The organism is Pantoea alhagi (assembly GCF_002101395.1).
Lineage (GTDB): Bacteria > Pseudomonadota > Gammaproteobacteria > Enterobacterales > Enterobacteriaceae > Mixta > Mixta alhagi.
The window spans coordinates 2,515,113-2,539,710 of record NZ_CP019706.1 but is presented as its reverse complement, the minus strand read 5'-3'; the positions used below and the strand labels follow the sequence as shown (position 1 = coordinate 2,539,710).

The following is a 24,598-nucleotide window of genomic DNA, read 5'->3' as shown; positions in this document are numbered from 1 at the left end:
GTAGTGGTCAACAAAAACTGGTCACCGCTTTAGAGTTTTTCCAGTATCGACTTTCCGATTCGTTTGGTGGTAATCCACCGTTATATTCATGCGGCCTGAGCGTGCTGTAGTAACCCACGATGTAATCTGTGATCGCATGAGAGGCTTCACTGAAGTTCATGTATCCCATCACGGGAACCCATTCATTTTTCAGGCTCCGGAAGAACCGCTCCATTGGGCTGTTATCCCAGCAATTTCCCCGCCGACTCATGCTCTGCTTTATCCTGCAACGCCACAGTAACTGCCTGAACTGCCGGCTTGTGTAGTGGCTACCCTGATCGCTATGGAACATCACTCCGCCTGGCTTTCCCCGACGCTCCCAGGCCATTTCCAGCGCTTTCATAGTGAGTTTGCTGTCCGGTGAGAATGACATTGCCCAGCCCACGGGTTTTCTGGCGAACAGGTCGAGAACAACAGCAAGATATGCCCAACGTTTTCCTGTCCAGATATAAGTCACGTCGCCGCACCATACCTGGTTGGGCTCGATGACCGCGAACTGACGATCAAGGTGGTTCGGTATAGCGATGTGTTCCTGTCCACCGCGCTTATACCGGTGTGTTGGCTGCTGGCAGCTTACAAGTCCCAGCTCTTTCATGAGTTTGCCAGCAAGCCAGCGCCCCATACGGAAGCCTTTAAGTGTTGCCATAGTGGCAATGCTTCTTGCGCCCGCTGAGCCATGACTGATGCTGTGTAACTCCTGCACCTGGCTACGCAACGCTGTCCGCCTGATATCCGGTTCATCAGGACGACTTTTCCAGTATTTGTAGCTGCTACGGTGAACCCCAAACACATGGCACAGTATCGCCACGGGATAACGCGCTCTGAGCTTCCCGATTAACGAGAACTGTTCAGGGAGTCTGACATCAAGAGCGCGGTAGCCTTTTTTAATATGTCATTTTCCATTTCAATACGTTGAAGTTTTTTCTTCAGCTCACGAATTTCAATTTGTTCCGGCGTTATCGGCGAGGCTTTTGGCGTTTTGCCCTGACGTTCATCACGCAACTGTTTAACCCAGCGCGTCATGGTAGAAAGCCCTATATCCATCGCTTCAGCCGCTTCAGCAACGGTGTAATTCTGATCGACGACAAGCTGGGCTGATTCGCGTTTGAACTCTGCACTGAAATTTCTTTTTTTCATTGGGGCACCTGTATTGTTCTGAGGCGAGCATATCACCTCTGTTCAGGTGGCCAAATTCAGTAAACCACTACATATCGCCTTAGGGGGTAATTCCAGCTTCCGCGCCAGCAAGAAATGATACTGCGTAAAACGGCTTCGTGATTTCGTATTAGGAGTCCACTTATCCTGATGCTCTTTGTAGCGAGTTACCGCTTCTTCAACTACCTGTTCGACAGTAATATCGGGCATCAGGCCCAGAACCCGGGCAATTTTATTTTTATGATTTCCGGTATTCCATCCCGCCGTTTCACGCCCAACCAACATGATTTTTACCGGTGAGCGCCAGTACTCTTCAGAGGGAACAGGAAGAAATACACCTGAATATTTATCTTCCATGAGTGCAAACGATTGAGCATTAAGACTTTTAAGAATTTCTATATACGTTTTGATCAGCGCTTCCATACTTTTCCCATTAGCTAATTTCATGATGAAGTTTTTTTTGGCATCTTACTAAACTTCAGGCAATGCGATTAATGAAATGTCTGCTCCTGACACAAAGCGGACATGTGTGCAGGCCAGGTCCGCTATTGGCAAAAAACTGTTTTACGCGGGCGCAAGGTTAGCTATGAGCGAAGAGCGGAAGTTCAGACTTTGTAATCTGCAAGTACTTCCACTTAAAAAATAAGACACCTCACAATTTCGGTTTTTCGCATTCATTGCTCTGAATTAATCTCTTTCGCCAGTTGTTGCAATACCGACTTCAGCCAGTTAGTTGCATCTCGTTTACCACTCCGTATATGTGAATAAATCTTCACTTCAAAGGAGGGTATCTCGAACGGTAGCGCAAAAATTTTGATATTCATTGCCGGGAGCAATTTCTCTGCGGCAAGACGGGGAATAGCCATCAGCAGGTCGCTTTCCGCAACAATAAACGGCGCGCTAAGCATGGACGGCGTTTTGATCGCTATCTGCCGTATAAAACCCATCAACTCAAGTTGTAGATCCAGGACACTTCGCTTTTCATTCCAGGGTGTCACAACCAGGTGCCGGGCGGCGAGATAATCTTCTAGTGTTAGCTGTGTTCGGTTTTGGTTGCTGATAACGACATATTCATTTTCGAGCCAGGTAATTTCTTCCAGTTCAGGATGTCGGGCCTCATCTGGTGTGCTGAATCCAAGTGCCAAATCTACTTCGCCCGCCAGCAATTCCGTCAGCGCCGGACTGTGTGGCAAATAAAGTAACTCGAAGTGTAAACCGGGGGCTTCCTGCTGCAGTTTATGCATCAGGGCAGGGAAAATACAAAATGCAGTAAAATCTGTTATCGCAATCTGAAAACGCTCCGTACTCGTGGAAGTTTCAAACTTCGGCTGCGGAGTCAGCTCTTGATTGAGGTAGTTCAGCGCTGAAGCAATAGAAGGTGCCAGCTGGGTAGCATACACGCTGGGACACATACGATGACCTTCCCGAAAAAATAATGGGTCGTTAAGAGTGATGCGTAGCCGTGAAAGCGCATGGCTCATCGCCGATGTGCTCATCGCCAATTCATCCGCCGCCAAACGAACAGAACGGTGGCGATAAATCGCGTCAAAAATTGGCAGAAGATTTAAATCAAGACGCCTTAGCGCCGAATGCATAATATTCATCATTGGCTGATTTCATTGCACTTAATTCCTCTAAAAATAACGCTTATGCTTGGCACCATCAATATCGATACTATCCAGAGAACACAGGAAAACTAATGAGTATCACGATCCGCCCAGCCCGACCGGAAGACGCAACGGCAATTTACGAGATGATCTATGAGCTGGCTATGTATGAAAAGGCGCCAGAAGAAGTAATCACCACACCAGACGAGATCCGGGAAACACTGTTTAGCGCAGGCAGTAAAACCGAAGCATTGATCTGTGAAAGTGAAGGTAAAACCATTGGGTATGCTGTTTTCTTCACCAGCTATTCCACGTGGCTTGGACGTAACGGTATTTACATGGAGGATTTATACATTACTCCTGATTATCGGGGAAATGGCGCGGGAAAGGCACTGTTGAAAAATATCGCGCAATCCGCAGTCAAACGACAATGCGGCCGACTTGAATGGAGTGTGCTTGACTGGAACCAGCCAGCGATTGATTTTTACCTTAGTATTGGCGCGTTGCCGCAATCTGAATGGGTTCGCTATCGTCTCGATGGTGAAGCACTGCTGAAATTTGCTGAATAAAAATTGCCGTTTTATTGAGATAAATCCTGCTAACGCGGGATTTATCTTTCGCTCGCGGACTGGCGAAAAAATCATTCTCAATGTCCGCTTCTGGCACAAAGCGGACATGCGTGCAGGCCAGGGTCCGCTATTGGCAAAAAACTGTTTTACGCGGGCGCAAGGTTAGCTATGAGCGAGGAGCGGACTTTACTGGATTAATTTCATTTGCTTTCGTGAGCCCTGGTAAACGATCAGTAATGTACCAGCCCGCCGTCTACAGCATACTGGCTGCCGGTAACATAGGATGCATCATCGGAAAGGAGGAAAAGTGCAACTGCAGCGGCCTCTTCTGCAATTCCTGCGCGACCCTAAGGAACCTGGCTTACCACAAAATCTTCAAACTGCTGACGCGACTCCTCTGGCATAAAATGCCTGAAGTTGGTTTCAATCGGACCTGGCACCAAAGTGTTGGCGCGGATACCGCGTTCAGCCAGCGCAGATGCCCAGCTTTTAACCATAGCGATAAGGGCGCCTTTCGTCGCTGCATACAGGCTTGTCATGGCTGCACCTTCATATACAGAGGAGGACGAAGTAACCAGAACGGATGCGCCTGAATTTAGTGATTTAGAGAGAGCTGCCAGCTGTAGCATCGCTTTTCACAATAAGCGATGTCACAGGAAGCAGGCTGCGTGCATGTTCCAGCCTTTCTTCATTAAGCCCCGTAATGGCTACATGGCCGCCTTCAGTGACAATACGCTGAATTACGATTATTCAGCAAATCTCTTCCGCATGCCTGGTATCATACATCAACTGGGCCCGTTCCATTTCCGCTCCATGTTTTAACGCCCATCCATACAGCGCACTAAAAGGCTCCTGAAGCGTCTGTGCCAGTAATGTAAGACTGTACTCCACACTCACCGGCGAAGTAGGCAGTACTTTTCGATGCACCAACCCATTGCGCTCAAGCCGCTTAAGCGCATCAGACAATGCTTTGTGCGTAATCCCATCCAGGCGGCGACGGAGTTCATTGAAGCGCACGGGTTCACTACAAAGTACGGTGAGAATTAAAATTGACCATTTATTGGTTATGTTCTCCAGGACCGGTCGGGTTTTCCCTATTTCTCTCAGGTCATTACTATCAATTTGAGACATGGCGATATATTCCTCGATACCTGGTATAAACAAAGTGCGTAATTGTTATTAAGTATAGAAATTATATCATCTGTTTTCCATCCTGACAGGAGTGAGCAGATGAGTAGATTAGAGAATAAAGTTGCCCTGATACTCGGCGGTGCAAAAGGCATTGGTCTGGCTATCAGCCAGCGATTTGCCAGTGAAGGTGCAACAACCTGGTTGACCTCGCGCCGAAATGAAGAGTTAGAAGCAGCCAGCCACACCATAAAGGGCACCGCCAGGCCAATACGTGCTGATGTCAGTCAGATAAGCGAACTGACGCGGATAGTTGATTTAATCAAGACAGAGTCCGGCCAGATAGATGTGCTGGTCATCAACGCCGGCATGGCAGAATACTCAACGATTGATGACGTCACTCCGGCACATTTTGATTCTATTTTCGGCCTGAATGTGCGCTCACCGCTTTTTGCTATGCAGGCAGCGCTTCCCCTGATGAAGAAGGGAGCGAGCGTCGTTTTAATAGGTTCGATTGCCGATGTGATTGGCACGCCGGGATATGGCGTATACGGCGCCAGTAAAGCAGCGCTTCGTTCTTTTGCCCGCACATGGACACATGAACTCTCCGCCCGTGGCATTCGCATTAATGTTGTTGCCCCTGGCCCTGTCGATACGGAGATGATGCTTGCAGCCTCTGAAGAGCTACGTAATAGGATAATCAGCACCATTCCGTTATCAAGAATGGGCAGACCTGAAGAAGTTGCCAATGCTGCACTATTCCTCGCAAGTGATGAAAGCAGTTATATAGCCGGAGCAGAAATCTGTGTGGATGGTGGGATGACACAAGTATGATGAATGTCGTTCAGTTTCACTAAGATCAGAGAAATGCTAAGTGAGAGACGAACCGGGCTACTACCCGGTTTTATCTTTAATGTGACTGTTAACCTGAATGGCTGTGCTCAAATTCACGTTCATTTATGTATGCGCCCGGACAGATGCGCATTATCAGGCGTATGCTGCGGCTTACAGCGGCATTGACCTGCTCCCCATTAACTCATTCAACAAAATGTTAGATGCCCGCTTCTGGCACGAAGCGGACAACAGAGCAGGTAAGTGTGAATGCCCACCGCTGGCACAGGGCTGCTGTTACAGCCCTAATACATTCAGAGTTCAATTGACTCAAATATTCACGCAGGCATAACTACGGCCATTGATAACTCTCGTAACAGCCGCACCGCTGCAAATTCAGACGCCGTGGTTGAGGCCCGGCTTGATGCAGGTATTCAGAATGCGTAAGTATTCGAAACGGAACTGAAACGCTATTGACTTAGCTGGGTCGTATAATTACTTTCCACCCAGCGATAACCGCTACCCTCACGTTTTACGTGACCAAGCCCCGGAAACGAAATATGTGCGGCAGCTACCCAATAACCCTGTTCCGCAGCCTGTTTGAGTACCCGTTCCCGCGTTTTAATTGCCTGCTGGCGGTTTACGTCAAAATGGATTGCAACGTGTGGATCTGACATCTGTACCGCTTTGGCGTGGATAATATCTCCCCATAACACCAGTGTCTGACCTTCACTTTCCACACGATACAGCACACTTCCCGGCGTATGACCAGCAGCGGACTCAGCACGTATTCCGTTTACCAGTGTTGCAGGGGCCAGAAATGTTTTTAACCGGCCGGCATTGATAACCGGGCGAAGGGTTCGTTCACTTTCAGCAAAAGTGTGTGCCTCACCCGCCTCAACCTGATTTACGTTAGAGGGGTTAAGCCAGAAGTCTACATCTCGTTTATCCACATACACGTCAGCATTTGGGAACGCGGGCTTGCCCGAGCGTGACACGCCAGCGGAGTGATCTGCGTGAATATGAGTAAGCAAGACGGCATCTATGGATTCAGATGGATAACCTGCTGCTGCAAGGTTTGCCAGCAGATGCCCTCCCCTGTTTCCGAACAGCTCTCCTGCACCTGTATCCACTAAAATGCGCTTTTTGCCATCGTCTATTACATAGGCGTTAATCGACGTCTCTGCTTGCGGCGTCATTGCATCTCTGGCCATCGCCTGACGTAATTTTTCCGGTGAAATGTTAGTCAGCAATGTATTCAACGGTATCGTTACCGTGCCGTCAGATACGGCGGTAATGCGCAGTTTTCCCAGTTTCATACGATAGTAACCGGGAGCCTGTTCATCCAGTGCACTGGTCTGCTCGGCAGCCAGGAGCTGGCTGGAAAAGATAAGTGTCGCGATCAGCGTCAGTATAATTTTCATTAAAGTCCCCACTAAAATGTCATTTGAAGGTGATCGGCAGTATCCTCAGTAAGTCACTATCATTCAAATTGATTAATATAATGTTCACTATCAGAGAAAATGATTTTCATCGTATCGATCTGAATTTGCTGACGGTGCTGTTCGTGCTGCAGCGGGAAGGCAGCGTGTCACGTACAGCTGAAAAACTGCATCTCGGGCAGCCGGCGGTCAGTAATGCGCTGGCCAGATTGCGTGAAATGTTTGACGATCCTCTGTTTGTTCGCACTGCAGGAGGGATGATACCGACGCCGCGTGCCGAAGCGCTTATTGCTGCACTCGGACCATCAATGGAACAGATGCAGCATATTCTGTTTCAGCCACCCTCATTTACGCCTGCGAATGCAACCCATGTTTTTCGTCTTGGTATGAGCGACTGGGTTGAACGTTGGCTGATGCCAGAATTGCAGGCATGTGTAATACGTGAGGCTCCGGGAATAACTCTGCAGGTGAAGGCCAGCGATCCTTTCCGGGACAGTGAGCACGTTCTCCAAAGGGAGATAGATCTGGCTATTTCGGTTGGTCAGAGCACTGCCGCCACGTTAAGGCGTGAAAATATCCGCTCCCTCAACTTTTGTACGCTCTGGCACCCTGCACAGCTTTCGCTGGAAGCGCCGCTGACAGTGGGAAATTATGTGGAGCATGATCACGTACTGGTTTCGTATCGTGGATCAACGTGGAGCGCTGTGGATGAGCAATTAGCATTGCAGGGAAAATCACGAAGGGTTCGTTACGTTACGCCGCACTTTTCCTCTTTACCACCTCTTTTGAAACGCATACCCGCGTTAGCGACCGTCCCCTCTGGGCTGGCTGCCGACTGGGTTTCTCATTACGGATTACGATGTAGCCCCGTTCCGGTAGAGACGCCGGAGATTACGCTCTCGCTGCTGTGGCATAAATGTTCCGATAACGATATGCCGCTGAAGTGGCTGCGGACGCTATTAGGGAGAGTAATAAAAGCACTACCGTAAATCGCCCTGGCACTCTGAAAAAAAAATCCGGAAACAGAAATGTCTCCGGATTCATATACAGCCCCGGGATCGTTCAACCGGTCCTTAACTGTCTGGCATTACGGGCCTGATGTCCGTTTTTCTTGATTACCTGCCCGCGTGCGGCTTAGTGGTTCTGACGCCACCACTCCGCCAGCAGAATGCCGGTCGCAACCGACACGTTCAGGCTTTCTACTTTGCCGGTACCGTCAATCGACACGCTCAGGTCACCCTGCTGCAGCGCAGACTCAGTCAGGCCATCGCTCTCCTGCCCCAGCACCAGCACCATTTTCGCCGGCAGTTTTGCCTGCGTTAACGGCGTGCTGCCTTTGTGGCTGGAGGTGGTGACAATGGTGTAACCCGCATTGCGAAATGCTTCCAGACCCGCAACAAAGCTTTTCGCGCTCAATGCCTGTACATGCTCGGCGCCGCCTTCAGCGGTACGTACCGCCGCGCCCGACTCCAGCACTGCCGCATCATCCACCAGCAAACCTTTCACGCCAAAATGCGCGCTGCTGCGCATAATGCCGCCGATATTGTGCGGGTTGCCGACATTTTCCAGCGCCAGTACGCAATCCTGCTCACGTTCCGTTGCCAGCCAGTCGCTGACCGGTGTGCCAACGCGTTTTTTAATCAGGAAGCAGACGCCACCATGATGCTCAGTCCCGGAGGCTTTCTCCAGTTCGGCTTCATCCACTACATGATAGGCTTTGCGGTTAGCTGCCAGCCAACGCAGCGCCTCGCGGAAACGCGGCGTAACGCTCTGAACGAACCAGGCACGCACGATGCATTCCGGACGGCTCAGAAACAGCGCCTGACAGGCGTTTTCCCCATAGACGCGGGTCTCTTCCAGACGCTGACGACGCAGCTGACCCGGATCGATAAAACTTTTGCCGCTGATGCCGCCATGATCGGGTTTAGCCTCTTCATTCGGCGCGCGAGAAACGGTGCGCCACGGCGACTCGCCACGGGGCAGCTCTTCACGATCGCGCTCGCGGTCACCACGGAACTTACCGTCGCGTCCGCCGCGTGCCGGGCTTTCAGACTGACGCGATGGACGACGGCTTCCTTCCTGACGGTCTGCGCCGGGCCTGCTGCCTTTGCCCGTACGGGGATTTTGTCCGCGTTTATCATTGTTATCATCACCGCGAACATACATCACTTTGACTTTGCCGCTTTTACCTTTGAATTCGTCGTTCATCTGTTCCTCCACCTGCTGAGCGCGAAGCGCGAAGATTACCTGAAGCACAGGTTGTATGCCATCAACTTCCGCTAAAAGCCGCCAACTATTATATTCATTGACTATTCCATGTTGTTGCCTGATAGCAGCAGATTGATAATTAAGCTTACGCATAAAATTAACAGTTTAATGCGTTGTTAACGATTAAACCCTGAGGTGATAAATGAATACGGTATGTGCATCCTGTCAGGCAACGAACCGCGTTCCGGAAGAGCGCATTGCCGATGGAGCCAGGTGTGGTCGCTGCGGTAACGAGCTGTTTGATGGTGAAGTCATCAATGCCACCGCCAACACGCTGGATAAATATCTGCAGGACGACCTGCCGGTAGTGGTTGATTTCTGGGCGCCGTGGTGCGGTCCCTGCGTTAACTTCGCCCCCATTTATGAAGATGTGGCCAGCGAACGCAGCGGTAAGGTGCGCTTTTTAAAAGTAAATACCGAAGCCGAGCCCGCGCTCAGCGCCCGTTTCCGCATTCGCAGCATTCCTACCATTATGTTGTTCAGGCAGGGCGAACTGGCCGATATGCTGAACGGCGCGATGCCAAAAGCGCCATTTAATGAGTGGCTGGACGAAGCGCTGTAATAATAGCGGCTGACCCTGTCAGCCGCGCTACGCTTCCTGCCCACTTCCCGCTACAATGGCGTTTTTGCCAGTTCAATGTAATGATCCATAACGCCGTTTTACGCCTGCGCGCCGAGCGCCTGGCGCGCGCTACCCGTCCTTTTCTCGCTCGTGGCAATCGTGTTCAACGCTGCCAGGGCTGCCTGCTGCCGCAAAAGCTCTGCCTGTGCAGTGAAATTGCCGTGCAGTCCGCACGCAGCCGTTTCTGCCTGGTCATGTTTGATACCGAACCCATGAAGCCAAGCAATACTGGCCGTCTGATTGCCGATATTCTTCCTGAAACACAGGCTTTCGGCTGGTCACGCACTGAACCTGATCCGGCATTGCTGGCTGCTGTAGCAAATAGTGACTATCAGCCGATGGTGGTGTTTCCGGAATCCTATGCCGATAGCGATCGCCCGGTGTTAAATAGTCCGCCGTTAAGCGGCAAGCCGCCGCTGTTTATTATGCTGGACGGCACCTGGACTGAGGCGCGGAAAATGTTTCGCAAAAGCCCGTGGCTGGATGCCTTGCCGGTGATGTCGTTACGCCTGACCACGCCTTCCGGCTATACGCTGCGTGAGGCGCACGGTGCGGGACAACACTGTACCGCCGAGGTGGCGGCAGAACTGCTGCGCCAGGCAGGCGATGAAGCGGCCGCTCAGGCGCTCAGCGCCCACTTTACGCTGTTTCGCCAGCGCTATCTGGCAGGAAAACCTCATCATCCGGTTCATCTCACGGCAGATGAAACAGAAAGCGTTTAGACTCAGCTTAACTATCGCCTGAGGGACAGGAAATGAGTCAACGTGGACTGGAAGCGCTGTTACGCCCTAAATCTATTGCCGTTATTGGTGCCTCAATAAAACCCGGGCGGGCAGGTTATCTGATGATGCGTAACCTGCTGGCCGGCGGTTTTAGCGGCCCGGTTCTGCCCGTTACGCCAAAATATAAGGCTGTATCGGGTGTGCTCGCCTGGCCAGATGTTGCCAGTTTGCCCTTTGCGCCTGAGCTGGCGGTGATCTGTACCAATGCCAGCCGTAATCTTGCTCTGCTACAGCAGCTGGGTGAAAAAGGCTGTAAAGCCTGTATTATTCTTTCCGCCCCGGAAAGCCAGCTGCCGGAACTGAAAGCCTGTGCCAGCCGCTGGCAAATTCGGCTGCTTGGCCCCAACAGTCTTGGTCTGCTTGCCCCGTGGCAGGGACTGAATGCCAGTTTCTCCCCGGTTCCCATCTTAAAAGGCAAGCTGGCCTTTGTTTCCCAGTCGGCGGCCGTTTCCAATACCATTCTTGACTGGGCGCAGCAGCGACAGCTCGGCTTCTCCTGGTTTATCGCCCTGGGTGATAGCCTGGATACCGATATTGACGATCTGCTCGACTTCCTGGCGCGTGACGGCAAAACCAGCGCAATTCTGCTTTATCTGGAGCATCTCAGCGATGCGCGCCGGTTTGTTTCCGCCGCCCGTAGCGCCTCGCGCAATAAACCCATTCTGGTGATTAAAAGTGGCCGTAGCCCGCAGGCGCAGGCGTTACTGAAAACGCATGCCGGGCTGGACGCCGCCTGGGATGCGGCTATTCAGCGAGCGGGTCTGCTGCGGGTGCAGGATACGCATGAGCTGTTCTCAGCGGTGGAAACCTTAAGTCATATGCGTCCGCTGCGCGGCGAGCGGTTAATGATCGTCAGCAATGGTGCGGCACCCGCTGCGCTGGCGCTGGATGCGTTACAGCTGCGCAGCGGCAAACTGGCCCAGCTTGATGACGCGACGCAGGCAACGCTACGCGCTCAGCTTCCTGTGGAAATCGTCCCGGATAATCCGCTCGATTTGAAAGATGATGCCACGCCGGAACGCTATCTGCAGGCGGTTGCCGCCCTGCTTGACTGTCATGAGCTGGATGCGCTGATGATTATTCATGCTCCCAGCGCTGTCGCGCCCGCTACCGAAACCGCACTTCGGCTGATAGAGCTGATTAAACAGCACCCGCGCGGCAAAAGCCTGACGCTATTGACCAACTGGTGCGGCGAATACTCTTCACTGGAAGCGCGTCGGGCGTTCAGCGATGCGGCAATCCCCACCTATCGTACGCCCGAAGGCACGGTAACCGCCTTTATGCATATGGTCGAGTATCGGCGCAACCAAAAGCAGCTGCGGGAAACGCCCGCCCTGCCGGCAACGCTGAAACAGGATACCGCTTACGCTCATCAGCTGATTCAACAGGCATTAGACGAAGGAGCGACGCAGCTCGACACACATGAGGTGCAGGCAATTTTACAGGCTTATGGCCTGACCACGCTGCCTACCTGGATCGCAGGCGACAGCGCTGAAGCCGTGCATATTGCCGGTCAAATCGGTTACCCCGTCGCGCTGAAGCTGCGGTCGCCGGATATTCCTCATAAATCTGATGTTCAGGGCGTGATGCTTTATCTGCGCACTCCAGGTGAGGTTCAGCAGGGGGCCGAAGCCATTATCGATCGGGTTAAGCTGGCCTGGCCGCAGGCAAGGATTCATGGGTTACTGGTACAGAGCATGGCAAATCGCGCCGGAGCTCAGGAACTGCGGATCGTGGTTGAACAGGATCCGCTGTTCGGCCCGGTGATTATGCTGGGCGAAGGGGGCGTAGAGTGGCGGGCGGATCGGCACGCCTCTGTGGCGCTGCCGCCGCTTAATATGACTCTGGCGCGCTATCTGGTTATTCAGGCGATTAAGAGCGGTAAGATCCGCGGACGCAGCGCGCTGCGTCCGCTGGATATCGCGGCGTTAAGCCAGGTACTGGTACAGGTTTCTAACCTGATCGTAGATTGCCCGGAGATCCAGCGGCTTGATATACATCCTCTCCTGGCCGCTGGTGATGAGTTTACCCTGCTGGATGTCACCCTGACGCTGGCCAGATTTAATGGCGTCAATGAATCACGGCTCGCTATTCGCCCTTATCCGCATACCCTGGAAGAGTGGATCACCATGAAAAATGGTGAGCGTTGTCTGCTCCGTCCTATCCTGCCGGAAGATGAGCCGTTGCTGCAGCGCTTTATTGCTCAGGTAACCAAAGAAGATCTTTACTATCGCTACTTTAGCGAGATCAATGAGTTTACCCATGAGGATTTAGCCAATATGACGCAAATCGACTACGATCGAGAAATGGCTTTTGTTGCCGTGCGCGAACAGCAGGGTGAGAAGGCAATTATCGGCGTTACCCGGGCCATTTCTGATGCGGACAATATCGATGCGGAGTTTTCTATCTTGGTACGCTCGGATTTAAAAGGCCTGGGGCTTGGCAGACGCCTGCTGGAAAAAATGCTGGCTTATACCCGTAGTCATGGCCTGTTGCAGTTAAATGGTATTACCATGCCTAATAACCAGGGCATGATTACCCTGGCGAAAAAGCTGGGATTCAGCGTAGATGTGCAGCTGGAGGATGGTATTGTTAGTCTGCATCTGCCTCTTACTCACGCTGGCGAGCAACATTAACTTGTGAAGATCGCCCTTTGCGTCGTGTTAATGTTAATATTGTCGGTTAGAACCATGATGTTATGGCAGAAGACCACTCAATGAATAGAGAAGAAGCGCACTGTGATGTTGTCCAAATTTAAGCGCAATAAACACCAACAACACCTTGCACAGCTGCCCAAACTGTCTCAGTCAGTTGCTGATGTAACCACGCTTTACTCGCCATCCGAGTTCCGCGCTACGCTGCTGGAAAAAATCGCCAGTGCAACAAAGCGCATCTGCGTTGTCGCGCTCTATCTGGAAAATGATGATGCCGGACGCACCGTCCTGTCCGCGCTTTACGCTGCCAGACGCGCACGCCCGGAACTGGATATCAGTGTTCTGGTTGACTGGCATCGGGCACAGCGTGGCCGTATCGGCGATGCTAAAGGCGTGACGAACGCCGACTGGTATTGCGATATGGCCAGCCAGCATCCGGATATCGCTATTCCGGTATACGGGATCCCGGTTAATACCCGGGAAGCGTTGGGCGTGCTGCATCTGAAAGGCTTTATTATTGACGATACGCTGCTCTACAGCGGTGCCAGCATCAATGACGTCTATCTGCACCAACATGACAAATATCGCTACGATCGCTATCAGCTGATTCGTAATCCGCAGTTAGCTAATACCATGTTTGAATGGATCGATCGCAACCTGAAAAACGCGGTCGCAGTCCATCGGCTCGATCGTCATGAGCGGCCCAAAAGCCCGGAAATCAAAAATGAAACCCGCCAGTTCCGCCAGGATCTGCGCGGTTTTGATTACATTTTTACCCCGAATGCCGGTAACGAAGAGCTGGCGGTAACGCCGCTGGTTGGGCTGGGAAAGCGTAGCCTGCTGAATAAAACCATCTATCATTTGATGCCCTGTACGGAACATAAGCTGACGCTCTGTACGCCTTATTTCAATTTGCCGGCGATTCTGGTGCGCAATATTATCTGGCTGTTGCGTCAGGGGAAAGAAGTGGAAATTATCGTTGGCGATAAAACGGCAAATGATTTTTATATTCCCGAAGATCAACCGTTTAAAATTATCGGCGCGCTGCCCTATTTGTACGAGATTAATCTGCGACGTTTCCTGAGCAGGCTGCAATACTACGTGAGTAATGGTCAGCTGACCGTGCGCCTGTGGAAAGATGGTGAAAACAGCTATCACCTCAAGGGAATGTGGGTGGACGAAGAGTGGATGCTGATTACCGGCAACAACCTTAACCCGCGCGCCTGGCGCCTGGATCTGGAAAATGCGGTGTTGATCCATGATCCTCTACAGCAGCTGGCGGAGCAGCGCGAGCGTGAGCTGTCGCTGATTCGCCAGCATACCAGCGTGGTCAAACATTTCCGCGATCTCGACAGTATTGCCGACTATCCGGTAAAAGTACGCAAACTAATCAGACGACTGCGCCGTATCAGAATTGACCGACTGATAAGCCGTATTCTGTAAACCACAGGATGTTATATCCCGCCTTAATGTCTCTTTCTGATCCAGGAGCGGCGATGAAAATAGCAACGATCTTGATATGTTTATGCTGTACGGGATGTAGCCATATGGCGCAGGATCGCTGGACTGGTCAGGATAAAGTCCAGCATTTTATTGGTTCTGCGTTTCTCTCTGCCGCTGGCAACGAATATGGGCAGCAGCAAAACTGGTCGCAGCATCACAGCAACAGTTTCGGATTGATGTTTGCCTTTAGTCTTGGCGCGGCTAAAGAATTTTATGACAGCCGCCCGGAAGGAAGCGGCTGGAGCTGGAAGGACCTGAGCTGGGATATTGCCGGCGCAGCGGCCGGTTTTGCGCTGTGGAATGCAGGTCAGTAACTTAGAGTTTCATGCCCTGCCCTTTACGGTGCAGCATCAGCGATACCAGCAACGCCAGCGCGCCCATCCCCGAAACATACCAAAAAAACAAGGTCTCATTTCCCGCAGCCTTGAGCGACAGCGCGACATATTCCGCCGAGCCGCCAAAAATAGCATTCGCCACCGCATATGAAAGACCAACACCCAGCGCGCGTACTTCCGGTGGAAACATCTCTGCTTTAACTATCCCACTGATAGAGGTGTAAAAGCTGGTGATCAGGAGCGCCAGCATAACCAATATAAATATCAGCCAGTTGCTTTCGCTATTCTGAAGCAGTGTCAGGATCGGCACCGTGCACAGCGTCGCACCGGCACCAAACATCAGCATGGAGTTACGACGCCCGATTCGGTCGGATAACGCGCCCATCAGCGGCTGAATAAGCATAAAAATAAACAGCGCCAGGGTCATCAATGCACTGGCGCTTTTGGCATCCATACCGGCGGTATTGACCAGGTACTTTTGCATATAAGTGGTGAAGGTGTAGAAACTCAGGGATCCGCCAGCGGTAAAACCCAGTACCATTAAAAAAGCGCGCCGATGTTTCCATAAACCCCGTAGCCGACCGGCATCCTGATGCTGTCGGGTTTTATCACTGGTTGTTTCGTTTAGCGAACGCCGCAGAAAGAGCGCAACGATCGCCAGCACCGCCCCCAGCGCAAAAGGAATACGCCATCCCCAACTACGCAGCGCTTCCGGTTCCAGCACATGCTGTAATATCACCACGGTAAGCAGTGCCAGCAGCTGGCCACCGATCAGGGTAACGTACTGAAAGGATGCGTAATAACCCTTGCGCCCTTCTATCGCAACCTCGCTCATATAGGTCGCGCTGGTGCCATATTCTCCACCTACCGATAATCCCTGAAACAGACGTGCCAGCAGCAGCAGTATTGGTGCCCAGACTCCTAAGGTGGCATAGCCAGGTAAACAGGCGATAACCAGGGAGCCGAAACACATCATGCAGACAGAGATCAGCATGGAGGTTTTACGTCCATGACGATCGCCAATCCAGCCAAAAAGCCATCCCCCAATCGGACGCATTAAAAAACCCGCAGCGAAAACACCGGCGGTTTGTACAAGTTGCGTGGTGGGGTTTCCCGTTGGGAAAAAAATATGCGCGAAATAGAGGGAGCAAAAAGAGTAAACGTAGAAATCAAACCATTCGACAAGATTGCCTGACGATGCACCGATGATTGCGCGAATACGAGCTTTGTGGGATCCCGCTGCGAGCTCTTCGGTTTGCTTACTGGTGGTTATAACATCAGCCATATTGTGCCTCACTGTGGTTCCTTGCTGCCTAAAAGGCTAAAAAAACAGTAAAGCATTAAAGCGCGATGTTAATAAAATGTTTTGTTTTAAAGGATCGGTTTTGTGAAGTGGCGAATACTACAGCTTCCCGCCAGGCTGAAATAGTAAAGGAAACAGGTAATTTTCGAAACTATAGTAATGAAAAGCAGCGGAAAGTCGCGGAGTGGCGGTAAACTGCAGATACGAAAAAGCCTCAGCTTTCGCTGAGGCTCCGTCGTTGTTTTGATGCCTGGCAGTTCCCTACTCTCGCATGGGGAGGCCCCACACTACCATCGGCGCTGCGGCGTTTCACTTCTGAGTTCGGCATGGGGTCAGGTGGGACCACCGCGCTCTTGCCGCCAGGCAAATTCTGTTTCCGCACGCCGCCCAAAGGGCCACGCACGCGTATCCGTCAACAAGGCTGAAAATACTCTCAGTTCCCCAAAACGCTTCCGGCGTTGTAAGGTTAAGCCTCACGGGTCATTAGTACCGGTTAGCTCAACGCATCGCTGCGCTTACACACCCGGCCTATCAACGTCGTCGTCTTCAACGTCCCTTCAGGGGGCTCAGGGCCCCAGGGAAGACTCATCTCGAGGCAAGTTTCGTGCTTAGATGCTTTCAGCACTTATCTCTTCCGCACTTAGCTACCGGGCAGTGCCATTGGCATGACAACCCGAACACCAGCGGTGCGTTCACTCCGGTCCTCTCGTACTAGGAGCAACCCCTCTCAGTCTTCCAGCGCCCACGGCAGATAGGGACCGAACTGTCTCACGACGTTCTAAACCCAGCTCGCGTACCACTTTAAATGGCGAACAGCCATACCCTTGGGACCTACTTCAGCCCCAGGATGTGATGAGCCGACATCGAGGTGCCAAACACCGCCGTCGATATGAACTCTTGGGCGGTATCAGCCTGTTATCCCCGGAGTACCTTTTATCCGTTGAGCGATGGCCCTTCCATTCAGAACCACCGGATCACTATGACCTGCTTTCGCACCTGCTCGAACCGTCACTCTCGCAGTCAAGCCAGCTTATGCCATTGCACTAACCTCACGATGTCCGACCGTGATTAGCTGACCTTCGTACTCCTCCGTTACACTTTGGGAGGAGACCGCCCCAGTCAAACTACCCACCAGACACTGTCCCCACGCCGGATTACGGCGCCAGGTTAGAACATCAAACATTAAAGGGTGGTATTTCAAGGATGGCTCCGTGCGAACTGGCGTCCGCACTTCACTGCCTCCCACCTATCCTGCACATCAAGGCTCAATGTTCAGTGTCAAGCTGTAGTAAAGGTTCACGGGGTCTTTCCGTCTTGCCGCGGGTACACTGCATCTTCACAGCGAGTTCAATTTCACTGAGTCTCGGGTGGAGACAGCCTGGCCATCATTACGCCATTCGTGCAGGTCGGAACTTACCCGACAAGGAATTTCGCTACCTTAGGACCGTTATAGTTACGGCCGCCGTTTACCGGGGCTTCGATCAGGAGCTTCAGGTTGCCCTTAACCCCATCAATTAACCTTCCGGCACCGGGCAGGCGTCACACCGTATACGTCCACTTTCGTGTTTGCACAGTGCTGTGTTTTTAATAAACAGTTGCAGCCAGCTGGTATCTTCGACTGGCTTCGGCTCGGGGAGCAAGTCCCTCCACCTACGTGCCAGCGTGCCTTCTCCCGAAGTTACGGCACCATTTTGCCTAGTTCCTTCACCCGAGTTCTCTCAAGCGCCTTGGTATTCTCTACCTGACCACCTGTGTCGGTTTGGGGTACGATTCGTTGTTACCTGATGCTTAGAGGCTTTTCCTGGAAGCAGGGCATTTGTTGCTTCAGCACCGTAGTGCCTCGTCATCACGCCTCAGCCTTAACTTTCCGGATTTGCCTGGAAAGTCAGCCTACACGCTTAAACCGGGACAACCGTCGCCCGGCCAACATAGCCTTCTCCGTCCCCCCTTCGCAGTAACACCGAGTACGGGAATATTAACCCGTTTCCCATCGACTACGCCTTTCGGCCTCGCCTTAGGGGTCGACTCACCCTGCCCCGATTAACGTTGGACAGGAACCCTTGGTCTTCCGGCGAGCGGGCTTTTCACCCGCTTTATCGTTACTTATGTCAGCATTCGCACTTCTGATACCTCCAGCAGACCTCACAGTCCACCTTCAGCGGCTTACAGAACGCTCCCCTACCCAACAACACTTACGTGTCGCTGCCGCAGCTTCGGTGCATGGTTTAGCCCCGTTACATCTTCCGCGCAGGCCGACTCGACCAGTGAGCTATTACGCTTTCTTTAAATGATGGCTGCTTCTAAGCCAACATCCTGGCTGTCTGGGCCTTCCCACATCGTTTCCCACTTAACCATGACTTTGGGACCTTAGCTGGCGGTCTGGGTTGTTTCCCTCTTCACGACGGACGTTAGCACCCGCCGTGTGTCTCCCGTGATAACATTCTCCGGTATTCGCAGTTTGCATCGGGTTGGTAAGCCGGGATGGCCCCCTAGCCGAAACAGTGCTCTACCCCCGGAGATGAGTTCACGAGGCGCTACCTAAATAGCTTTCGGGGAGAACCAGCTATCTCCCGGTTTGATTGGCCTTTCACCCCCAGCCACAGGTCATCCGCTAATTTTTCAACATTAGTCGGTTCGGTCCTCCAGTTAGTGTTACCCAACCTTCAACCTGCCCATGGCTAGATCACCGGGTTTCGGGTCTATACCCTGCAACTTAACGCCCGGTTAAGACTCGGTTTCCCTACGGCTCCCCTATACGGTTAACCTTGCTACAGAATATAAGTCGCTGACCCATTATACAAAAGGTACGCAGTCACCCCATAAAGAGGCTCCCACTGCTTGTACGTACACGGTTTCAGGTTCTGTTTCACTCCCCTCGCCGGGGTTCTTTTCGCCTTTCCCTCACGGTACTGGTTCACTATCGGTCAGTCAGGAGTATTTAGCCTTGGAGGATGGTCCCCCCATATTCAGACAGGATACCACGTGTCCCGCCCTACTCATCGAGCTCACAGCACATGCATCTTCGTGTACGGGACTGTCACCCTGTACCGTGCGCCTTTCCAGACGCTTCCACTGACACACATGCTGATTCAGGCTCTGGGCTGTTCCCCGTTCGCTCGCCGCTACTCAGGGAATCTCGGTTGATTTCTTTTCCTCGGGGTACTTAGATGTTTCAGTTCCCCCGGTTCGCCTCATGCCACTATGTATTCATGGCATGATAGTGCAACGGATTGCACTGGGTTTCCCCATTCGGGTATCGCCGGTTAATAGCGGTTCATATCACCTTACCGGCGCTTATCGCAGATTAGCACGCCCTTCATCGCCTCTGACTGCCAGGGCATCCACCGTGTACGCTTATTCGCTTAACCTCACAACCCGCAAGCGTCTTGCGACACTCGTGAGTGCGAGAATTGAGAGAATCGTGAACAACTGGATTAAAGTTGTTCCGTTTTCAATTTTCAGCTTGTTTCCGGATTGTTAAAGAGCAATATCTTAAAGCCGACTCGTAAGTCAGTTTTAAGATAATTTGGCAGGTGACTTTCACTCACAGACCAGCAAGTGGCGTCCCCTAGGGGATTCGAACCCCTGTTACCGCCGTGAAAGGGCGGTGTCCTGGGCCTCTAGACGAAGGGGACACTGAGTCTGCTTCGCAAGACGCCTTGCTCGTACATTTCATCAGACAATCTGTGTGAGCACTTCACGGCCGGGATTCAGCATGGTAAGGAGGTGATCCAACCGCAGGTTCCCCTACGGTTACCTTGTTACGACTTCACCCCAGTCATGAATCACAAAGTGGTAAGCGCCCTCCCGAAGGTTAAGCTACCTACTTCTTTTGCAACCCACTCCCATGGTGTGACGGGCGGTGTGTACAAGGCCCGGGAACGTATTCACCGTGGCATTCTGATCCACGATTACTAGCGATTCCGACTTCACGGAGTCGAGTTGCAGACTCCGATCCGGACTACGACGCACTTTATGAGGTCCGCTTGCTCTCGCGAGGTCGCTTCTCTTTGTATGCGCCATTGTAGCACGTGTGTAGCCCTGGCCGTAAGGGCCATGATGACTTGACGTCATCCCCACCTTCCTCCGGTTTATCACCGGCAGTCTCCCTTGAGTTCCCGACCGAATCGCTGGCAACAAAGGATAAGGGTTGCGCTCGTTGCGGGACTTAACCCAACATTTCACAACACGAGCTGACGACAGCCATGCAGCACCTGTCTCACGGTTCCCGAAGGCACTTCCGCATCTCTGCAGAATTCCGTGGATGTCAAGGCCAGGTAAGGTTCTTCGCGTTGCATCGAATTAAACCACATGCTCCACCGCTTGTGCGGGCCCCCGTCAATTCATTTGAGTTTTAACCTTGCGGCCGTACTCCCCAGGCGGTCGACTTAACGCGTTAGCTCCGGAAGCCACGAGTCAAGCTCACAGCCTCCAAGTCGACATCGTTTACGGCGTGGACTACCAGGGTATCTAATCCTGTTTGCTCCCCACGCTTTCGCACCTGAGCGTCAGTCTTTGTCCAGGGGGCCGCCTTCGCCACCGGTATTCCTCCAGATCTCTACGCATTTCACCGCTACACCTGGAATTCTACCCCCCTCTACAAGACTCTAGCCTGCCAGTTTCGAATGCAGTTCCCGGGTTGAGCCCGGGGATTTCACATCCGACTTGACAGACCGCCTGCGTGCGCTTTACGCCCAGTAATTCCGATTAACGCTTGCACCCTCCGTATTACCGCGGCTGCTGGCACGGAGTTAGCCGGTGCTTCTTCTGCGGGTAACGTCAATGAACCAGGTTATTAACCTCGCTCCCTTCCTCCCCGCTGAAAGTACTTTACAACCCGAAGGCCTTCTTCATACACGCGGCATGGCTGCATCAGGCTTGCGCCCATTGTGCAATATTCCCCACTGCTGCCTCCCGTAGGAGTCTGGACCGTGTCTCAGTTCCAGTGTGGCTGGTCATCCTCTCAGACCAGCTAGGGATCGTCGCCTAGGTGAGCCGTTACCCCACCTACTAGCTAATCCCATCTGGGTTCATCCGATGGTGTGAGGCCCGAAGGTCCCCCACTTTGGTCTTGCGACGTTATGCGGTATTAGCCACCGTTTCCAGTGGTTATCCCCCTCCATCGGGCAGATCCCCAGACATTACTCACCCGTCCGCCACTCGTCAGCGGAGCAGCAAGCTGCTCCCTGTTACCGTTCGACTTGCATGTGTTAGGCCTGCCGCCAGCGTTCAATCTGAGCCATGATCAAACTCTTCAATTTAAAAGTCTGATGCTCAAAGAAAAACGTCGTAATGAATTACGTGTTCACTCTGAGACTTGATACTGCAATTATTTTTGCGATATCCCGTCCGTGAGTGCCCACACAGATTGTCTGATAAATTGTTAAAGAGCAGTGCGACCGGCGCTTCGTGCCGTTGTCGCGAGGTGGCGTATATTACGCTTTCCTCTTTCAGAGTCAACCCCTTTTTTCAGAAGTTTTTCTCCGGCGATTCATCTTACTGAACCGCTCAACACCGCGTGGCGTAAGCCGTTGTGCCGTGTCGATGGAGGCGCATTATAGGGAGTTCTTGAGACCCCGCAAGCGCTAATTGCAAAAATAAATTCAACCGTTCACATTTCACGCACAATGCCTACAAACCATGCAAAAAAGTACTTCACAGAGACAAAAATGGGCCTTTCGGCCCATTTTTACATGATTTATTGACGTGCTGTAATAATGCCATCCTGTACATCTATATCTATCGCTTTGCCCGGAACCAGTTTTCCAGACAATATTTGCTGTGCCAGCGGGTTTTCTACCTGCTGCTGAATCGCACGTTTCAATGGACGAGCGCCATATACCGGGTCATACCCATTCTGCCCCAGCAGTTTTAATGCCTCTTCAGACATATTTACCGTAAAGCCGCGCTCTTCCAGACGCTTGTACAGCCGTTGCAGCTGGATCTTAGCAATAGAGGCGATATGTTTTTCACCCAGCGGATGGAACACCACAACCTCATCAATACGGTTAATAAACTCAGGACGGAAATGATGACTCACTACCGACATCACTACATCCTTCATTGCGCTATAGTCCAGCTCGCCAAAACGTTCCTGAATCAGATCGGACCCCAGGTTAGAGGTCATAATCACTACGGTATTGCGGAAATCGACGGTACGTCCCTGCCCATCCGTCAGGCGGCCGTCATCTAACACCTGCAACAGAATATTGAAGACGTCAGGATGCGCCTTTTCTACTTCATCCAACAGGATCACAGAATAAGGGCGACGCCGTACGGCCTCGGTAAGATATCCCCCTTCCTCATATCCTACGTAGCCCGGAGGTGCCCCCACCAGCCGCGACACCGAATGCTTCTCCATAAACTCCGACATATCAATACGCACCATCGCGTCGTCGCTGTCGAACAGGAAATTAGCCAGCGCTTTGCACAGTTCGGTTTTACCGACCCCGGTCGGTCCCAGGAACAGAAATGAACCAATCGGGCGGTTCGGATCGGATAAACCAGCACGGCTACGGCGTATTGCATTAGAAACCGCTTCTACTGCTTCATTCTGCCCGATGACCCGCTGATGCAGATCTTGCTCCATGCGCAGCAGTTTTTCGCGTTCGCCTTCCATCATCCGCGCAACCGGAATACCGGTCCAACGCGCCAGTACATCTGCAATCTCAACGTCCGTTACCCGGTTACGCAGTAAGCGCATGGTTTTGCCTTCTGACTGCGTGGCTGCCGCGAGCTGTTTTTCCAGCTCAGGGATTTTGCCATATTGCAGTTCAGACATACGCCCGAGATCGCCGGAACGACGCGCCTGTTCCAGCGCAATTTTCGCCTGCTCCAGCTCTGCTTTAATGTTCTGGGTGCCTGAGAGCGACGCTTTTTCCGCTTTCCACTCCTCTTCCAGCTCAGCGTATTCGCGCTCTTTCTGATTGAGTTCGTCTTCCAGCATTTCCAGACGTTTGATGCTGGCCTCATCCGACTCTTTCTTCAGCGCCTGTTGCTCCAGTTTCAGTTGGATAACGCGACGCTCCAGACGATCCAGCGCTTCTGGCTTGGAATCGATTTGCAAACGGATACTGGAAGCGGCCTCATCAATCAGGTCGATTGCCTTATCTGGCAACTGGCGATCGGCGATATAACGATGTGACAGCGTGGCAGCAGCGACGATAGCGGGATCGGTGATCTGTACATGGTGATGCAGCTCATAACGCTCTTTCAGACCACGCAGAATAGCGATGGTATCTTCAACGCTCGGCTGCGCCACGAAGACTTTCTGAAAACGACGCTCCAGCGCGGCATCCTTTTCAATATACTGCCGATACTCGTCAAGCGTGGTTGCGCCAACGCAGTGCAGCTCCCCGCGCGCCAGCGCAGGCTTCAGCATGTTGCCCGCATCCATAGCGCCATCCGCTTTCCCGGCGCCGACCATAGTATGCAGCTCATCGATAAACAGAATAACGTTGCCTTCCTGCTTAGAGAGATCGTTCAGCACCCCTTTTAGACGCTCTTCAAACTCTCCGCGATACTTAGCGCCAGCCACCAGCGATCCCATATCCAACGCCAGTACCCGACGGCCTTTCAGCCCCTCCGGCACTTCACCATTAACGATACGCTGCGCCAGTCCTTCAACAATGGCAGTTTTACCAACGCCAGGTTCACCAATCAGCACCGGGTTATTTTTGGTGCGCCGTTGCAATACCTGGATAGTACGGCGGATCTCTTCATCACGGCCAATCACCGGATCAAGTTTGCCCTGCTCCGCACGCTCGGTAAGATCGATAGTGTATTTTTTTAATGCCTGGCGCTGGTCTTCGGCTCCCTGATCGTTCACGCCTTCTCCCCCACGCATTTGTTCAATGGCTTTTGTTAGCTTGTCGCTTGTCGCCCCTGCGGATTTCATTAAATCCGCCAGCGAACCGCGCGAATCAAGCGCAGCCAGAACAAATAACTCTGATGAAATAAAGTTGTCGCCGCGCTTCTGCGCCAGCTTGTCGCACAGGTTAAGTACCCGCACCAGATCGGCGGAAGGCTGGACGTCGCCGTCAGTACCTTCTACCTGTGGCAGACGGCTGATAGCCTGCTCGACACCGTTACGTAATCCACCTACATCCACCCCTGCGGTCGCCAGTAAAGGACGCACAGTGCCGCCTTCCTGATTGAGCAAAGCGCTCATCAAGTGAAGAGGTTCAATGAATTGGTTATCGCGCCCAAGGGCGAGGGATTGAGCATCGGCGAGCGCAAGCTGGAATTTATTAGTAAGACGATCCAGACGCATGATTCCTCCCAATACAGGTCAAAATGCTACTGGAGATGAGATGAGGCCTGGCCTCAGATTTTCAAGGTCTTTGATCTGTATTACGGTG

At 52.3% G+C, this 24,598-nt stretch carries 15 protein-coding genes, 1 tRNA gene, 3 rRNA genes and 2 pseudogenes; 8 read left to right on the top strand and 13 right to left on the bottom strand.

The window, feature by feature from the left end; all coding sequences use genetic code 11:
- Positions 1–7: 7 nt before the first annotated feature.
- From B1H58_RS11860 to B1H58_RS11850, 3 genes and pseudogenes are all read right to left on the bottom strand, one after another.
- Positions 8–1,176 (bottom strand): IS3 family transposase gene (locus B1H58_RS11860; RefSeq protein WP_157130170.1). Its coding sequence is split into 2 segments (ribosomal slippage): positions 8–927 and positions 927–1,176, totalling 1,170 coding nucleotides; the frame shifts between segments, so codons are not numbered across the junction.
- A 72-nt stretch (positions 1,177–1,248) separates the two neighbouring features.
- Positions 1,249–1,617: pseudogene (locus tag B1H58_RS11855) on the bottom strand (hypothetical protein); the annotation flags it as partial.
- Positions 1,618–1,868: 251 nt separating this feature from the next.
- On the bottom strand, positions 1,869–2,801 hold the full coding sequence (locus tag B1H58_RS11850) for a LysR family transcriptional regulator (RefSeq protein ID WP_085070531.1): 933 nt from the start codon (positions 2,799–2,801) through the stop codon (positions 1,869–1,871).
- Positions 2,802–2,893: 92 nt separating this feature from the next.
- Here B1H58_RS11850 and B1H58_RS11845 point away from each other — a divergent pair, with 92 nt between their 5' ends.
- Positions 2,894–3,370, top strand: coding sequence for a GNAT family N-acetyltransferase (locus tag B1H58_RS11845; protein ID WP_085070529.1), 477 nt, complete (start codon positions 2,894–2,896; stop codon positions 3,368–3,370).
- Positions 3,371–3,600: 230 nt separating this feature from the next.
- On the opposite strand, the pseudogene B1H58_RS11840 reads toward B1H58_RS11845, so the two are convergent.
- Positions 3,601–4,120, bottom strand: a pseudogene (locus tag B1H58_RS11840) (SDR family NAD(P)-dependent oxidoreductase).
- Positions 4,121–4,501, bottom strand: a complete 381-nt coding sequence (locus B1H58_RS11835) for a winged helix-turn-helix transcriptional regulator (RefSeq protein ID WP_085070527.1) — start codon at positions 4,499–4,501, stop codon at positions 4,121–4,123.
- Between the two features lie 99 nt (positions 4,502–4,600).
- Here B1H58_RS11835 and B1H58_RS11830 point away from each other — a divergent pair, with 99 nt between their 5' ends.
- Positions 4,601–5,332, top strand: coding sequence for an SDR family NAD(P)-dependent oxidoreductase (locus B1H58_RS11830; RefSeq protein ID WP_085070525.1), 732 nt, complete (start codon positions 4,601–4,603; stop codon positions 5,330–5,332).
- Positions 5,333–5,799: 467 nt separating this feature from the next.
- On the opposite strand, the gene B1H58_RS11825 is transcribed toward B1H58_RS11830, so the two are convergent.
- The gene (locus B1H58_RS11825; protein ID WP_085070523.1) at positions 5,800–6,753 is read right to left on the bottom strand and encodes an MBL fold metallo-hydrolase; all 954 of its coding nucleotides are present in this window, start codon (positions 6,751–6,753) and stop codon (positions 5,800–5,802) included.
- 80 nt (positions 6,754–6,833) lie between these two features.
- On the opposite strand from B1H58_RS11825, the gene B1H58_RS11820 reads away from it, so the two are divergent.
- A complete protein-coding gene (locus tag B1H58_RS11820; protein WP_085070521.1) occupies positions 6,834–7,760 on the top strand; it encodes a LysR family transcriptional regulator in 927 nt (308 codons plus the stop codon).
- A 145-nt stretch (positions 7,761–7,905) separates the two neighbouring features.
- On the opposite strand, the gene B1H58_RS11815 is transcribed toward B1H58_RS11820, so the two are convergent.
- Entirely contained in the window at positions 7,906–8,979 is a 1,074-nt protein-coding gene (locus B1H58_RS11815; RefSeq protein ID WP_085072296.1) for a tRNA/rRNA methyltransferase, read from the bottom strand.
- 202 nt (positions 8,980–9,181) lie between these two features.
- On the opposite strand from B1H58_RS11815, the gene trxC reads away from it, so the two are divergent.
- From trxC to B1H58_RS11790, 5 genes are all read left to right on the top strand, one after another.
- Positions 9,182–9,601, top strand: a complete 420-nt coding sequence (gene trxC, locus B1H58_RS11810; protein WP_085070519.1) for a thioredoxin TrxC — start codon at positions 9,182–9,184, stop codon at positions 9,599–9,601.
- 80 nt (positions 9,602–9,681) lie between these two features.
- Entirely contained in the window at positions 9,682–10,383 is a 702-nt protein-coding gene (locus tag B1H58_RS11805) for a tRNA-uridine aminocarboxypropyltransferase (protein WP_085070517.1), read from the top strand.
- Between the two features lie 32 nt (positions 10,384–10,415).
- Complete coding sequence (locus tag B1H58_RS11800; protein ID WP_085070515.1) at positions 10,416–13,079, top strand: bifunctional acetate--CoA ligase family protein/GNAT family N-acetyltransferase; 2,664 nt, start codon at positions 10,416–10,418, stop codon at positions 13,077–13,079.
- A 105-nt stretch (positions 13,080–13,184) separates the two neighbouring features.
- Entirely contained in the window at positions 13,185–14,540 is a 1,356-nt protein-coding gene (gene pssA / locus B1H58_RS11795) for a CDP-diacylglycerol--serine O-phosphatidyltransferase (RefSeq protein ID WP_085070513.1), read from the top strand.
- A 53-nt stretch (positions 14,541–14,593) separates the two neighbouring features.
- Positions 14,594–14,914 (top strand): YfiM family lipoprotein, encoded by a 321-nt coding sequence (locus B1H58_RS11790; RefSeq protein ID WP_085070511.1) that lies wholly within the window; start codon positions 14,594–14,596, stop codon positions 14,912–14,914.
- Between the two features lies 1 nt (position 14,915).
- Here the strand turns inward: B1H58_RS11790 and B1H58_RS11785 are convergent, their stop codons facing one another.
- From B1H58_RS11785 to clpB, 6 genes are all read right to left on the bottom strand, one after another.
- Complete coding sequence (locus B1H58_RS11785) at positions 14,916–16,220, bottom strand: MFS transporter (RefSeq protein ID WP_085070509.1); 1,305 nt, start codon at positions 16,218–16,220, stop codon at positions 14,916–14,918.
- A gap of 266 nt (positions 16,221–16,486) precedes the next feature.
- A 5S ribosomal RNA gene (rrf, locus tag B1H58_RS11780) occupies positions 16,487–16,602 on the bottom strand.
- A gap of 98 nt (positions 16,603–16,700) precedes the next feature.
- Positions 16,701–19,606 (bottom strand): 23S ribosomal RNA (locus B1H58_RS11775).
- A gap of 191 nt (positions 19,607–19,797) precedes the next feature.
- Positions 19,798–19,873, bottom strand: a tRNA-Glu gene (locus B1H58_RS11770).
- A gap of 84 nt (positions 19,874–19,957) precedes the next feature.
- Positions 19,958–21,499: ribosomal RNA gene (locus tag B1H58_RS11765) — 16S ribosomal RNA — on the bottom strand.
- Together the 16S, 23S and 5S rRNA genes with 1 tRNA gene alongside form the textbook arrangement of a ribosomal RNA operon.
- A gap of 437 nt (positions 21,500–21,936) precedes the next feature.
- Positions 21,937–24,510, bottom strand: coding sequence for an ATP-dependent chaperone ClpB (gene clpB, locus B1H58_RS11760; protein ID WP_085070507.1), 2,574 nt, complete (start codon positions 24,508–24,510; stop codon positions 21,937–21,939).
- Positions 24,511–24,598: the final 88 nt, after the last annotated feature.

What these genes read in the sequence shown, in the direction of transcription:
- B1H58_RS11830 (WP_085070525.1), top strand. Translation starts at nt 4,601, where the DNA reads ATGAGTAGATTAGAGAATAAAGTTGCCCTGATACTCGGCGGTGCAAAA.
- pssA (WP_085070513.1), top strand. Translation starts at nt 13,185, where the DNA reads ATGTTGTCCAAATTTAAGCGCAATAAACACCAACAACACCTTGCACAG.
- B1H58_RS11820 (WP_085070521.1), top strand. Translation starts at nt 6,834, where the DNA reads ATGTTCACTATCAGAGAAAATGATTTTCATCGTATCGATCTGAATTTG.
- B1H58_RS11800 (WP_085070515.1), top strand. Translation starts at nt 10,416, where the DNA reads ATGAGTCAACGTGGACTGGAAGCGCTGTTACGCCCTAAATCTATTGCC.
- B1H58_RS11850 (WP_085070531.1), bottom strand. Translation starts at nt 2,801, where the DNA reads ATGATGAATATTATGCATTCGGCGCTAAGGCGTCTTGATTTAAATCTT.
- B1H58_RS11785 (WP_085070509.1), bottom strand. Translation starts at nt 16,220, where the DNA reads ATGGCTGATGTTATAACCACCAGTAAGCAAACCGAAGAGCTCGCAGCG.
- B1H58_RS11835 (WP_085070527.1), bottom strand. Translation starts at nt 4,501, where the DNA reads ATGTCTCAAATTGATAGTAATGACCTGAGAGAAATAGGGAAAACCCGA.
- B1H58_RS11815 (WP_085072296.1), bottom strand. Translation starts at nt 8,979, where the DNA reads ATGAACGACGAATTCAAAGGTAAAAGCGGCAAAGTCAAAGTGATGTAT.
- B1H58_RS11790 (WP_085070511.1), top strand. Translation starts at nt 14,594, where the DNA reads ATGAAAATAGCAACGATCTTGATATGTTTATGCTGTACGGGATGTAGC.
- clpB (WP_085070507.1), bottom strand. Translation starts at nt 24,510, where the DNA reads ATGCGTCTGGATCGTCTTACTAATAAATTCCAGCTTGCGCTCGCCGAT.
- B1H58_RS11845 (WP_085070529.1), top strand. Translation starts at nt 2,894, where the DNA reads ATGAGTATCACGATCCGCCCAGCCCGACCGGAAGACGCAACGGCAATT.
- B1H58_RS11825 (WP_085070523.1), bottom strand. Translation starts at nt 6,753, where the DNA reads ATGAAAATTATACTGACGCTGATCGCGACACTTATCTTTTCCAGCCAG.
- B1H58_RS11805 (WP_085070517.1), top strand. Translation starts at nt 9,682, where the DNA reads ATGATCCATAACGCCGTTTTACGCCTGCGCGCCGAGCGCCTGGCGCGC.
- trxC (WP_085070519.1), top strand. Translation starts at nt 9,182, where the DNA reads ATGAATACGGTATGTGCATCCTGTCAGGCAACGAACCGCGTTCCGGAA.